The sequence below is a fragment of the Alicyclobacillus dauci genome (genome assembly GCF_026651605.1).
In the GTDB taxonomy this organism is placed as follows: Bacteria; Bacillota; Bacilli; order Alicyclobacillales; family Alicyclobacillaceae; genus Alicyclobacillus; species Alicyclobacillus dauci.
This window is the reverse complement of sequence record NZ_CP104064.1, coordinates 4160377-4173131: the sequence shown is the minus strand read 5'-3', so window position 1 is coordinate 4173131 and position 12755 is coordinate 4160377. Positions and strand designations below refer to the sequence as shown.

Here is a 12755-nt window from a genome sequence, read left to right as displayed (position 1 = left end):
ATTTTAGGTTAACAATTGATAATTCGCAAAGGAGAGTCGTACGTGCGATTGAGAGGTCTCGTCTTTTCTGCGCTGTTTGCGGCACTATTCGCTGTCATCAGTCTCGTTCAAATTCATGTGAGTGTCATTCCCATTACGCTTGAAACGCTTATCCCCGTCATCGCGGGTGGACTGCTAGGCGCCTGGTATGGGGCTTTGACGTTCATTATCGTACTCGGCCTTGATGTACTAGGACTTCCCCTCATCGGGGGACATGGCGGAGTTGGTGTGCTTGTCGGTCCGACGGCAGGGTTCATATGGGCTTGGCCTGTCTGCGCATTTTTAACGGGGCTGCTGGTGTCACGTATCAAGTCTGGTCAGCGTTTCGAATACTTATGGATATTCTTGGCGGCGTTTATTTTCGGCGACCTGATCAGTTACATTCCAGGAGTTCTGTGGATGCGTCACGTCGTCCCTGAATACCGCCCGTGGGGCAAGGCACTCATGGCTGGGATGTACCCATTTCTCCCAGGTGACTTTATTAAAACGCTCATCGCAGCGCTCATTGTTGAACGCGTTCGCAAAATTTATCCCCAGCGGCGGATTATCCACGGTGATCGATTCGTTGGCAGTGACTCAGTCAAACCAGGCGGGATCGTCTAACCGCCGCATGGACCCAGCTCCGTTCAGAGTTGCCAGTATGCCAACATAAATGGTCGCACCAAAGGCTACAAAAGGGGCTCGACCCGACAGCGTTTCGATCACGCCGTCGAGTCGAGCCCCTTTCCATTGTTCGAAGTGCTTTATCAGTCGTTGTCCGCAGGAGATGGTGCTTTGCTTTGCGGTTGCGCCGCCACTTGCGCTGGTGTCAAGACTTTCGTGTCACCTGGGTACGGTTTGTCGAACCCCTTCGTTTCGTACCATATGTCGTGATTCTCCATATTGGCATTGGCGATATCCGGTTTCGGATTCTTGCCGCTCAGCGACGCTTTGTATTGGTTCGACCAAGTTGTCCACAACCGTGCAAGCTCCTTGGTTTGCGAGGTCACGTTTGTCGTTTGAGCCAGTGCAGGTTGGTTCGAGTTCGGATCTCCGTTGAGGGTGGTGAGAGGAATCTGATTCGGAACAAAGTTATAAGGGGTAAAGTCGGGTTTGTCCGTAAATATTTCACTCATCGGTGCCGCTGCAGCATCGTTTTGGTTCATGGGGGGCAGCCCGAGAATCTGCTCGATGCTTCGGACCATGTTGATGACCGTCCAATAGTGGCTGTCGACGACGCCCCGCTTGACCCAAGGGCTGATGACGTAGGCGGGCTCGCGGTGGCCGTCGACGTGATCGAGCCCATTTTGCGCGTCATCTTCTGTCACAAAGATCACGGAGTCTTTCCAGTAAGGACTGTGTGAGATGAGGTCTACAATTTTGCCGACGGCTAAGTCGTTGTCTGCAACAGCCGCCTCCGGTGTGGGAAGACCCGTTGTGGTTCCTGAGGTGTGGTCGTCCATGACCCACATCGTCGTCAACTGGGGCAGATTGTTGTCCTTTACATACTGGTCAAACTTTTGTTTAAAGATCTCGTATCGGTATTGATCCGGAATGGATGTGTTAAACGTGGGAAACGGTTTGTACGTGATGGGGTTGAGTGAGGGAATATCGCTTGTCGCCTGGTAGTCACCGACGGGGACATGCAGCGCGCCTTGCTGCTGACCGGACAGCTTTAGGTAATCGTTGTACCAATCGGTCCATGTACCGAACGGTTCAGGTCCGCTGAACTGCGTGGTGTCTTCCCCGAAGTTAATGACTGACACGTTGTGTTTCAAAGCGTCGTCCCAGAGGTGCCCAGTCGGTGCGTATGCCATCGAGTCACCAGCGCCGCCGGGATAGCTGCGAACATTACCTGTGTCCGTCTCTTTATCCTCGTAATCTGTGTTCGTGCCCTGCATGACCCATTGGTGTCCACTGGCTGATTGAATGCCTGACGTGTAGAAGTTATCCAAGAGGGGAAACGTGTCGGCAAGTTTGTGCAAGTTCGGCGTCACCGTCTGGCCGAACTGGGTGAGTGCGGGATCGCCGTTGCCTCGGCCGAGATCGCCGAGAACTTGGTCGTACGTCCGATTCTCTTTGATGATGTAAAACACGTGTTTGATGGTGGATGGCTCGCCAATGCGCTCTGGCATGGCGACAGGTTTTTGATGTTGTCGAGGCTTCGCGTTGAGATTTTTCAACCCGAACCAGTTGTTATCAGCATATACCTGTTCCGTGCCTTGCACGAGGTCTTTCGTGGACATGAATGGCACCAGTGATAACGATCCCTCTTGTGCATAAGACGAGTGGCCCGTGGCCGTAATTCCCTGAATCGTCGACGTGCGCGTTGGACCAAGGGAACCTACGCCGTCAGCGTTTGCCACGAGGAGACGTTTGTTGGCCGGATCGCTTTGGATGTCCACCGGAAACCACGCCGTGGGAACGAGACCCTCAAGTTGTGGCTCTTTGGATGGGCCATTCCAGCGGTACACAGCGAGTGCGTTGTCTCTACCCAAACTCACGACTAACTGGTCGTCGTTGATCATTTTGATTGCGTTCGGCGCGGAACCTTTTGGCGCGTTCGGATACGGTTTAATCTCGATGGTTTGGACAACTGAATTGGAATCGGTATCGATGACCGATACGGTGTCGCTATTCGTATTCGTTACGAACAGGTATCGGCCGGAGACCGTCATTCGTTCTGGTTGGACGCCAACTGGAATGGTTTTGGTTACGGTGTTCGTCGTCAAATCGACAACGGATACAGTTCCCGTTGTTGTCGCACCTTCATTGCTAGCGACAACAGGCGTGCCGGAGGAGTCTACCGTGGTGTCGCCAGCCTGGGCCTTACGCCCACCTTGGTTGGTCACATAAGCGGTATTGCCAACGACTTGCACACTGGTCGGAGCATTCCCAACCGGAATTCTGGCCGTCAGTTGCCCCGTCCCCGCGTCGATCACGCCAAGGCTGTTGTCCCGGTTGAGTGCGACCAACAGCGTTTTTCCTCCGGGCCCATTCGTGATGTCCAGTGGATTGATGTTTCCACCGACACTTGCAGCCGGAAGGGAAATCGTGTTTTTCACAGTCGGCGTTCCATCACCAGCTACCGACATCACAACAATTTTGCCCGTCGAGCCAGATGAGCCGGTTGCATACAGCGTGTTTCCATCAGGTGAATAGGTCAGGCCCCACATATGGGATAGGTTGAGGGAAAAATTCGTATCAATCAGCTTCCCTGTCGCCAAATCAACAATGTTCAGCCCGTTGCCACCGTAATCATTTCTGCCATTCAACACAACAGCGGTTTTCCCATCCGGGCGAACAGCAACGGAAATCGGATTTCCCCCAAATTCCAACTGCTTCCCAGCTGGCGTGACGAGTTGATTCACATCTGTCAGTACAGAGCCATTCGATTGGCGACCAACCAGGCTGGTCCCGAACGGATCACCGCCCACAGCTGCGTAAATACTCCCCGTACCAACGAGTACAGCACCCAAAGTCGCTCCGGCAATCAGAAACTTCCTTTTTCTCAAGAAACCCACAGGAAAGTCCTCCTTATGTCATTGCTGTAATCACTTAACATGGTATAAGGAGGTTTTTAATATTTAATTAAATAGATGTAATCAAAGAGTAATGTTTTCTATTGGTTTTTGATCAGGGGATGAAATTCGATAAAGTTTAAAGAATTGATTATTACACTAGTTCGCCTACGTGGTGTGATTTATGTGGGTGAGATGCTCGAAAAAATTGCCGATAGATCGATGATTTTCGGCTCGCTGGTTCGTCTAATAAGTGGGTACCAAAAATCGGTGAAAGTGAACTTATGGTGATAGATTCACCGGGTCAACAAGTTCATGAAGGAAACAACGTTAGCATCTGTCTAGCAACGAACGATGTTGAAAGAACAGAACACATTTATGAAGCCTTGCAGGAAGAAGGCACGGTGATCGCGCCCCTGGACAAAACCCCGTTCAGTCCCGCTTTTGGATCCGTCGTTGACAAGTTTGGTGTAACCTTCATGATTGTAACTCAAGTTTAAATCCAACAATGGGGTGTCCCGACAGGCATTTTCATGCCTGTCGGGACACCCTTATCAGTTATTTGGACGAATGGCAGTGTACCCCGTCTAAGCCAGGGACACGGCTTTGTTACCCTAACGAGAGACCCGAAAGCAGAAGCCAAATCGGGGAATGGGGGGATCGGGGCGCTTGGCAGAAGTGACTGTCGGTCTCTTCTTGTCAGGCTATCATGATATAAGAATTAATAAGGGAATCGGTACCTCTACTAGGCCAACTTTGGAGCTGAGAAGGTACAGAGGTGGAAGCAAAGGACTTTAAGTATCTTGTTTGCTCAAGGAGAGGCATGTGAATGTAGATTGGGGAACGACATTCCGTTCGGCCCCACGACAACAGCACCGTCACCCGCAAGTCGGTTTATGGACACCCCTTCCTAATTCCTCTCAACCGAAGTCTCACCAAAAAACTCCAGCACTTCTCGACTCGAATGAGCTCGCCATCCACAGCGCATTCAGCGCCCAAGCCTCCCGCGGTGTACCTCAGAATAATGGTTTTCACGGACCCTCATCTGATGTATCATGATTCAGAAACTAGTACAATATTCAGTTTGTACATCGCCCTGCCGCACACGCAGCGGTCTTCTGTCTTCGTACACTGTTACATGGAGGGCCTGCCTACATGACTGAACAGGAACTGAGTATGGTGTCGGCCGAGCAGTTGCGCCCGGAACTCACCGCGTATTGTTACAGAATGTTGGGATCCATTTTCGATGCGGATGACGCAGTTCAGGATACTATGGTCCGTGTCTTCCAGGGGTGGGGGCAGTTCCGGCAGGAATCCTCACTCCGAACTTGGGTTTATCGCATTGCCACCAACGTGTGTCTAGATAAATTGAGGGGGGCGAAGCGTCGCGCGCTGCCCATGGACTTGTCCGATCCCGCTGTCCCCACCGGGGTACCTCAAGACATTTTACCGCATGCCGAGTGGGTATGGCCGACACCTGACATCACGGAGGATCCAGCAGATGTGGTGATTCGCAAGCATACCGTTCGACTCGCCTTTATCGCTGCCCTTCAAAAATTGCCTCCTCGCCAGCGCGCTGTCCTCATTCTGAACGATGTTTTCCAATGGAAGGCCAATGAGACGGCGAATGCAATGGGGATGACTGTGGCTGCGGTCAATAGTGCGCTGCAGAGAGCTCGCTCCACCCTCAGTGGCGCAAATCTCACGTCAGGCGTGTTGCAGGATCAGGATGCCGCCGCGGATCGCCATTTGCTTGACCGATACGTCGATGCGTTCGAACGGTACGACGTACATGCCCTGATCGAACTCTTTCAGGAGGAAGGCAGCTTATCCATGCCGCCCTTTGTCATGTGGGTACGCGGACGAGTCAATCTTGCGTCATTTTATGAGACAACCCGTCATCACTGTTTTGGTTCCCGACTCTTGCCCGTCCGTGTTAACGGTACTCCAGCGTTTGCACAGTATGCACCGACCGCGTCGGCTAACATACTGGAACCATGGGGCATCCATGTGCCTGAGATTAACCACGGACAGATCGCCCACATCCACACGTTCATCGATTCCGCTTTGTATCCGAGACTCGGATTGCCCCTGCGTATAGAGGCGTAGTCTGTTTCAGACCGTGAGCTGGACACTCAAAAATATTTAAGGTGCACCGATGATTTCTCCCCCTTGTCATTCGTCTCAATATACGGGACCAGGCAATGAAGTGCTAGGAGAGAGAAATACATAGAAAGGATGTGAACTGGGTGCACATCAATCGACGCATGCTCATGGCGGTGATGATTTCCGGCGCGTTTGTCGCCATCTTGAACGAAACGCTGTTGAATATTGCACTGCCGCCAATCATGCGAGAGATGTCCATCTCAGCGAATACAGCACAATGGTTCCGTACTGCACATACTGAGTAACTCTTTATAAAAGGCACCGGGAATTTTCGGGTGCCTTTTATCATTCATCGTCGGGGCCTGCGCCATTGTCTCGTTCGTTTCTTCGATCGAAAAGCTGGATAACTTGCATGCAAAAACATAGCTAGCAGAACCAGGATTAGTAAGATAGCAATAAACACTGCGATATAGCGGATCACGACAACCACAAGCATTGCGAAAAGGAAGCAACAAAGCGCCCCGAGAACCAAGAGAGCTATGCGCTCTCGCATGACGACTCACCACCAACCGTTTCCTCGAGTGCACGGGATGCTGTGCATCCGTGGACTGTGTTGCGTAACCGCGGAATTGCATTGCGCCTTGCTTCCCATCTAGAACCGCCAGGTCAGGACGCACATTTGGTCAATACCCGTGCCGCTTACACCATCAATATGGTCTACTCCAGTCGGATGTTCCTGGCATCATACCCGCCATGATAAGTGCATCTTATGTGATAGCTCCTTCACATAAAAACAAGCCCACCACCAGGGTGAGCGTTGAACGAATCGGAATTCGTCTAAAGTAGTACCGCCAATTGCAGTTGAGGGCAGGAACTGCAGAATCTCAAGAGAATAATCCAAACGAGTAATAGACGTTTCGTAAAGGTGGCTATGAAATGACATCAGATCAGCGAATAAGATATGTAAATCCAGACAACATGCCAACGCCATTTGGATATTCGCATGTTGTGGAGGTTAGAAATGGTCGAACAGTGTATGTGTCTGGACAAGTTGCTCTCACCAAGGAAGGGGAACTTGTGGGTAAAGGGGATTTAAGACTGCAAACGAAGCAGGTGTTTGAAAACATAAAGTCTGCATTAGAGGCGGTAGGATCCAACTTTAACGACGTGGTAAAATTGACCTTTTTCCTAACGGACATTTCCAAAATGCAGAATGTACGTGATATTAGGGATGAGTACATCAATACAATGAATCCACCAGCAAGCTCGGCTGTTGAAGTCAGAAAGCTCATCAGGGACGAACTCTTGATTGAGATTGAGGCAATTGCGGTTGCCGACTTATAAGTGCCGTTAAATACCTTCACTACATAAGAGTTACTCATTAGCTAACGGTGCGAATGCACCAGGAGGATTCGCTCTTGTCCATTCTTTTCACACCTATTAGTCCTATGTGTTCCACGAATAGCATGGTGGTCTTTAGCAACAATCTTTGCGAAAACAGCCTTTGGATAAAAAAGCACCCCTAAGGGTGCTGCGAAAAAACGACTCATCATTATTCCGCTCATTGAAACAAGTGATCTAGAGCACGTCGTTTTATTAAGTTCTGCTTACATACCTCTACCTTCATGGCCATGGTGCCGACGGCGGCGATGATGGCGACGGCGCCGCCGACGATGGCGACGATGTTCCCATGAGGTCCATGGGTCTGATCCACCCAAATCCCGGACACGTCGGCCAGCTGTCGCTTTCACCTTAATGCTCTGTCCGGGCTTTAGGATGATAGTGATTGTTCCGCGATTACTGCTCATAATGTTTCACCTCCTCGTATAGAGATGAAACATTATACGTGTACAAGAAAGACATGGAGTGGACGAGAATCTACAATTAGGACAAAGTCAGCACAGGACGCCCCGCCCAGGAGGGGCTAACCACAGACAAGCAAATTCTTCCTGTTTTTGACTTTCAAGTGTGGCAGTGATAACATGTCCGTGTGGCCATAACGCGGGATGGAGCAGTTGGCAGCTCGTCGGGCTCATAACCCGAAGGTCGCAGGTTCAAGTCCTGCTCCCGCAACCAAAACTGAACATGTACCTGGGGCATCTCACCACAGAGGTGCCTTTTATTTGTTTACTCAGATTCCTGTTCAGATAAATATGGGGTGTAAACGATGAAAATTTATATTGTCACGTACGAGTTGAACGAAGCAGACACGCCTGCACACCATAGTCGCGTGATTGAAGCGATTCAGTATCAGGGTGAGGCGGTTGAAATACAACATGGCGTATGGATCCTAAAATCCGTATACGCACACTCTGCAATTCGCAAAGGGATCGAAAAGGAGCTCGATCCCGGCGACAAGCTGTTTGTTGGCTCCCTAAAAGGGTACTCGGCGATGGGCGAAACGTTTTCCAAAAAAGCCGCCAGCCTGATTGCTTCTGTCTGGCACACAGCAAAAGTACCAGTGACAAAGAACTATCTCCGCTAATGGGACTTGAGTACGACTTTGTCATCAAGTGTTCACCTCTTTGTCGAAACTGCGTCTAGTTTGTGGATGAATGGTTAAGATTCTTTTACAGACTCATGAACCCTTGTATTTCAGGGCTTTTCGGCGTTTCAACGGCGTTATACTGGCCATGTTGGATACGTAAATACAAAGGGAGTGGTCTTCATGGCAGTACCGACCTACATGTACGTAATGGTCTTCGCGAAACTATTGATTCTCGCCATAGCACTGCTTGGTGGCGTTCCAATGTTAGAGCGTTTTGTCCATCGAGAGGAGAAGGAACTTGACGGCATTACGCGAATCGTGCGCAAAGGTGCTATGCGATACGTGGAAATCATCCCAGAGGCACAGCGGGGTAACCACAACATTGCTGTGTAAAGAACTGACGAATGGGAAAGCACTTCGACTGATGACGAGCCGAAGTGCTTTTTACATGTTTGTCTCTTATTGTTCAACACGGCTGGCGGAGCCGTCTTCCTCAAAGTATCGCGCCAAGCTGACAATCATGCTTCCCATTCGCTCTTCCTTCGGCGTGATGACTCGCGAAATTCCTTCTTCCCTCAGTGCTTCAGCTGTAACTTTCCCCACTGCGACAGCGATCACATCCGTAAACGCAGAAACAACCTGCTCACCTAAGGACTGTTCCCGTGCATATGCCATCAGGAACCGCACCTGTGATGTGCTCGTGAACGTCACCGCGTCCACTTTCCGCTCTATGACTTCTGAAAGCAACGAATCAACAACAGACAATTCAGGTGGAACATGCCTGTACGGCAGAATTTCAGATACATCTGCTTGCTTGTCGTGCAACCACTGTACCAGTCGCGGTGCAGAATCGCCATACAGTTGCAGGGCCACGCGACGTCCTGTCAAGTCGTGATCGTCGAGAGCTCTCACAAGACCTGCAGTCGTTCCGTCATCGTCACGAATTGAGGGCTCAATGCCCAATGATCGCAGATACTTAACGGTCTTGTAGCCTCTGGCAGCAACATTCGATCGTTTGAGCAGATTCACAAACTGATCACGCATGCCCATACGATCCGCCGCTTGACACAACATCTCTGCCCCAATACCGGTGGTCAGGATGATCCAATCCGATCCGCCCCGAATCAACTCACCTACGGCCAGCTCAACTTCCTTCGGGTCGACAGCGACCGTCCCCTGCGCAGGCCGTGATACAGGAATGCCCCCCAGCTTTTCTACGATGGTACTGAGTTCAGCAATCTTGCGCGATCCCGTAAGAACAACCCGCTTACCAACCAAACCCTGCATCTTGAACCTCCATGTTTTGACATATCGTATTTCTTGCGATTATCTAGGCGGCCGCCTACTTCGGCCTATATTTTTCAGCATAGGCTAACGTGGATAGCTAACAAGGAGGCGAGTCAAATTGCAAATTCACGTTGTACAACAAGGCCAGTCATTATGGTCATTGTCTCAAATATACCGCGTACGCGTCCAGGATATTGCGGCTGCAAACGAAATTACGGATCCGAACCAGTTGGTGATCGGACAGGCTTTAGTAATTCCCACACCTCCAGGTACTTACGTAGTCCAACCCGGCGACTCCCTCTATACCATCGCAAGAATGTACAGCACCTCGATCTCGACCCTGGCCACCCAAAACCGCATCACCAACCCGAGCCAGATTTACGTCGGCCAAGTACTACGGGTTCCCCTACGCAACCGAGTCGCCATTGATGTGAACGCGTACCTAACCGATTTCGGCACCCGCGGGCAGCAGACCGTCCAGCAGTTAGGCCCGCATCTCACGTATTTGAGTCCATTCAGTCACCACGTTGGAACGGATGGCAGAATCACGCCCCTAAATGACACGCTAGTACTAAACACTGCAAAGTCATACGGCGTTGCGCCGCTGCTGGTGATGAGCAACTGGTCAGGAAATATGTTTAGTTCGGACGTGGCCCACACCATCCTAAACAGCACTTCTCTCCAACAGACGGTGATCACGAACGTCTTGGATCTCATGAAGAACCGAGGATATCGCGGCCTAAATATCGACTTTGAGTACGTATATCCACAGGATCGAGAAGCATACAATCAATTTCTGCAACGCGTAGTCACACAATTACATGCACAAGGTTATCTCGTATCCACTGCATTGGCACCAAAGGAATCGGCAACACAACCGGGGTTGCTGTATCAGGCGCACGACTACGCAACACACGGACGACTTGCGATTTCGTCGTGCTGATGACCTATGAATGGGGCTGGATTGGGGGACGCCCCATGCCCGTTTCTCCCATTAACGAAATTCAAAAAGTACTAAACTATGCGGTCACGGCTATTCCACGCAGCAAAATTCTCATGGGTGTCTCCGTGTACGGATATGACTGGAAGTTACCGTTCCAGCCGGGCACTCTGGCTGAGTCATTTGGTCCCCAGATTGCTGTCCAGAGGGCTGCTAGATATGGGGCGACCATTCACTACGACACCGCGTCCGAGGCCCCGTACTTTAACTACGTGGACGCTCAAGGGAATGAACACATCGTGTGGTTCGAGGATGCTCGAAGTTTCCAAGCAAAGCTGGATACGGTACGGACATACGGTTTGCGCGGGATTAGCTTCTGGTCATACCCCACAGAGTTTCCGCAAGTCCCTTACGTCCTAGCTGACAACTTTCAGGTCCGAAAGCTGTCATGAGGTAGGGTGCACAGCGGCATTGTACCCGCCCGCGGCTGTTGGATGGGCGGGGGAGAGCTGCTGGGCAAGTGGTGCTTCTGCTCCTGGCGGGGGCGTAGCTGTGTGCGGTGATCGGCGTGTTAGTTTGTCCGGTCGCGCGCCGCAGCACGGCTAGTACACATCGGCAGTCAACGGTGTCGCCCCTATGCCGGCGTGCTCTTGTCGCAAAACGCCGTTGAAGTGACTTTTGAAACAAATTAAGTGTTCTCTTAATCGAGGATCAATCCGACGTTGTACCGTCACAGTCGCAACTCGCCACAAGGTTCACCGGCAAACTGGGACCACACACTCTATCTTTGCAGTATGATGGTGGTTATAGAAAAAGGTATTCCAGACAATTAAAGGAGGGCCATGATGTTGTGCTCCGACTTTACCGAGTGATCCTACCTGTGACCGACATTGATCAGGCCGCGGCTTTTTACGCGTTTGTCTTTGGCATTCAAGGCAAGAGGGTGTCCCCTGGACGGCACTAGTTTGACTGTGGTGGCACAATTCTTGCCTGCTTTGACCCACATGCAGACGGAGACGCTTTCGATGCGAGTCCGAATCCGGACCAATGTGTATTTCGCTGTTTCCGATCTCGACGCCTTCCACACCCGCATGCTACAAACAGAGTGTCAGGTAGATGCATCAATTAAAATTCAACCGTGGGGCGAACGGTGCTTTTATGCCAAGGATCTCTTTGGAAATCCCATCTGTTTTGTGGATGATCCTACGTTATTTGTCGGATAAACCGCCTGAGTAGAGGGCGGTGGGGGATGTGCGCAGATATAAGTATTCGGAGGTCGCTAAGGGGGGATAGCATGGTCAGACGTACCCAGTTGATGTGGTCAGTCATTCTCGCAATCGCCGTGTGGGGACTGTATCAGATTTGGGCGGAGCATGCGACGTCTCAAGAGCCCGACAAGAATTACGTGCTCCCGAATGACAACTTTGACAGCGCTACAATGAACACCATTCATTCCGATTTAAATCAGTACAGTGTTTCTCAAGAACCGCTGGATCACGAAGTGTATATTCTCACAGGGGGAATCGGTACTGCCAATCCAAGGCTTATGGGATGGGATTCTATCGGCAATATGATGTTTGCAAAGCCGGATAGTCCAGAAACATTCGACTTTAGGCAAGAATCACAGAGTCCATCGACCTGGGAGACGGAAAGACAATCAAAGGGTGTACTTGTATCGGAAGGCAGTTCCTCTGGCATGAAGCCAGTTCCTTGGGTCAAAAAGACGACGAAATCAGGCCGCATTTACTTTCAGTGGGACGAATTACCGGGGATTACTCAGTTTTACTTCGAGCAAGGGCACACATACATCGTACTCGTGGTCGGTTCAGCGTCTGGCAATGCTTCGTTTCCGTCTGGAGTAATGACTCATCTACAACCAGTTGGCAACCCAGTTATAAGGAATTAGTTGCCACAGACATTTCTAGCAGGAGGGTTTGTCCTAGGATGAAACTGAATCGAATCCATCACGTGGCCATTATTTGCTCGGATTATGAGAGATCAAAAGCGTTCTATACAAATGTACTGGGTTTGCAAATCATTGAGGAGACATACCGCGCGGAAAGGCAGTCCTACAAACTTGATTTGAGACTCACTAATGGCGACCAAATTGAGCTCTTCTCATTTCCGGATCGTCCCGCGCGGCCGAGCTATCCAGAGGCACTGGGCCTCAGACATCTTGCCTTTCAAGTGGACGATATCGAGCAAGCAGTTGCAGAGTTGGAAGAGAAGGGGATTGTGGTCGAGACGATACGAGTCGACGCTGTGACGGGCAAACGATTTACTTTCTTCGAGGACCCGGACAAGCTCCCTCTCGAACTGTACGAGAAGTGAATTGTAATCCAGTTACCTGTACATTCGGATAGATGATTCAGTTCAATATTCGTCGAATGCTGTC

15 protein-coding genes and 1 tRNA gene are annotated in these 12755 nt (G+C 50.7%); 13 read left to right on the top strand and 3 right to left on the bottom strand.

Features of this window, described 5'->3' with window-relative positions; genetic code table 11:
* Window positions 1-42: 42 nt before the first annotated feature.
* Entirely contained in the window at window positions 43-642 is a 600-nt protein-coding gene (locus NZD86_RS20970; RefSeq protein WP_268043982.1) for a biotin transporter BioY, read from the top strand.
* A 143-nt stretch (window positions 643-785) separates the two neighbouring features.
* On the opposite strand, the gene NZD86_RS20965 is transcribed toward NZD86_RS20970, so the two are convergent.
* A complete protein-coding gene (locus NZD86_RS20965) occupies window positions 786-3542 on the bottom strand; it encodes a bifunctional YncE family protein/alkaline phosphatase family protein (RefSeq protein WP_268043980.1) in 2757 nt (918 codons plus the stop codon).
* A 215-nt stretch (window positions 3543-3757) separates the two neighbouring features.
* On the opposite strand from NZD86_RS20965, the gene NZD86_RS20960 reads away from it, so the two are divergent.
* The 4 genes from NZD86_RS20960 (at window position 3758) to NZD86_RS20945 (ending at window position 6989) form a co-directional block, all read left to right on the top strand.
* Window positions 3758-4039 (top strand): VOC family protein, encoded by a 282-nt coding sequence (locus tag NZD86_RS20960; protein ID WP_326492684.1) that lies wholly within the window; start codon window positions 3758-3760, stop codon window positions 4037-4039.
* Between the two features lie 655 nt (window positions 4040-4694).
* Window positions 4695-5648, top strand: coding sequence for a sigma-70 family RNA polymerase sigma factor (locus NZD86_RS20955; protein ID WP_268043979.1), 954 nt, complete (start codon window positions 4695-4697; stop codon window positions 5646-5648).
* A 140-nt stretch (window positions 5649-5788) separates the two neighbouring features.
* Complete coding sequence (locus NZD86_RS20950; RefSeq protein WP_268043978.1) at window positions 5789-5950, top strand: hypothetical protein; 162 nt, start codon at window positions 5789-5791, stop codon at window positions 5948-5950.
* Between the two features lie 631 nt (window positions 5951-6581).
* Entirely contained in the window at window positions 6582-6989 is a 408-nt protein-coding gene (locus NZD86_RS20945) for a RidA family protein (RefSeq protein WP_268043977.1), read from the top strand.
* 217 nt (window positions 6990-7206) lie between these two features.
* Here the strand turns inward: NZD86_RS20945 and NZD86_RS20940 are convergent, their stop codons facing one another.
* Complete coding sequence (locus NZD86_RS20940) at window positions 7207-7359, bottom strand: hypothetical protein (protein ID WP_268043976.1); 153 nt, start codon at window positions 7357-7359, stop codon at window positions 7207-7209.
* 286 nt (window positions 7360-7645) lie between these two features.
* On the opposite strand from NZD86_RS20940, the gene NZD86_RS20935 reads away from it, so the two are divergent.
* The 3 genes from NZD86_RS20935 (at window position 7646) to NZD86_RS20925 (ending at window position 8526) form a co-directional block, all read left to right on the top strand.
* Window positions 7646-7721, top strand: a tRNA-Met gene (locus NZD86_RS20935).
* Window positions 7722-7812: 91 nt separating this feature from the next.
* The gene (locus tag NZD86_RS20930) at window positions 7813-8130 is read left to right on the top strand and encodes a hypothetical protein (RefSeq protein ID WP_268043975.1); all 318 of its coding nucleotides are present in this window, start codon (window positions 7813-7815) and stop codon (window positions 8128-8130) included.
* Window positions 8131-8313: 183 nt separating this feature from the next.
* A complete protein-coding gene (locus NZD86_RS20925; protein WP_268043974.1) occupies window positions 8314-8526 on the top strand; it encodes a hypothetical protein in 213 nt (70 codons plus the stop codon).
* Between the two features lie 66 nt (window positions 8527-8592).
* Here the strand turns inward: NZD86_RS20925 and NZD86_RS20920 are convergent, their stop codons facing one another.
* A complete protein-coding gene (locus NZD86_RS20920) occupies window positions 8593-9420 on the bottom strand; it encodes a uroporphyrinogen-III synthase (protein WP_268043973.1) in 828 nt (275 codons plus the stop codon).
* Between the two features lie 118 nt (window positions 9421-9538).
* Here NZD86_RS20920 and NZD86_RS24560 point away from each other — a divergent pair, with 118 nt between their 5' ends.
* The 5 genes from NZD86_RS24560 to gloA2 all read left to right on the top strand — a co-directional run bounded on the left by NZD86_RS24560 (window position 9539) and on the right by gloA2 (window position 12691).
* Window positions 9539-10363, top strand: coding sequence for a LysM peptidoglycan-binding domain-containing protein (locus NZD86_RS24560; RefSeq protein ID WP_326492612.1), 825 nt, complete (start codon window positions 9539-9541; stop codon window positions 10361-10363).
* Window positions 10363-10812, top strand: coding sequence for a glycosyl hydrolase family 18 protein (locus NZD86_RS24555; protein ID WP_326492611.1), 450 nt, complete (start codon window positions 10363-10365; stop codon window positions 10810-10812). Before NZD86_RS24560 ends, NZD86_RS24555 begins: the two co-directional genes overlap by 1 nt.
* A 534-nt stretch (window positions 10813-11346) precedes the next feature.
* Window positions 11347-11583: a VOC family protein gene (locus NZD86_RS20910; RefSeq protein WP_268043972.1), complete on the top strand. Its 237-nt coding sequence runs from the start codon at window positions 11347-11349 to the stop codon at window positions 11581-11583.
* A 71-nt stretch (window positions 11584-11654) separates the two neighbouring features.
* Complete coding sequence (locus NZD86_RS20905) at window positions 11655-12266, top strand: hypothetical protein (protein ID WP_268043971.1); 612 nt, start codon at window positions 11655-11657, stop codon at window positions 12264-12266.
* A 38-nt stretch (window positions 12267-12304) separates the two neighbouring features.
* Complete coding sequence (gene gloA2 / locus NZD86_RS20900; protein ID WP_268043970.1) at window positions 12305-12691, top strand: SMU1112c/YaeR family gloxylase I-like metalloprotein; 387 nt, start codon at window positions 12305-12307, stop codon at window positions 12689-12691.
* Window positions 12692-12755: the final 64 nt, after the last annotated feature.